General features: G+C 79.2%; 1 pseudogene. It reads right to left on the reverse strand.

Going from position 1 to position 341, the window contains the following annotated elements:
- Positions 1-341, reverse strand: a pseudogene (locus ACLBX8_RS31690) (hypothetical protein); the annotation flags it as partial.

The raw sequence follows: 341 nt of genomic DNA on the forward strand, positions 1-341 counted from the left end.
GCGCCGGCCGCAGCCCGCAGACCCGCAGCAGCGCCGCCAGCGTCGAGCGCCCCGGGCCGGGATCGCGCAGCTCCCGCCAGCCCGCCTCGGCGAAGTGCAGGAACGGCTCGCGCCCGCCCACGTCCGGGTAGGTCGCCCGGTACCAATCCGCGTCCACCGCCGGCAGGTTCAGCCGGTGCGGCTCCGCGAACGGCTCGGCCCCCGTCAGCCGGGCCTCGGCGACGTAGCGGAAGAACGGGTCGTCCGCGACCGCCCGGCTGCCGGCCCGCGCCTGCACGTAGCCGGCCGGGTCGAAGTCCGGCCGCGGGCCGATCCGCGCCCGCCAGCCCTCCGCCACGTAG

The organism is Methylobacterium sp. D48H, assembly GCF_053345715.1.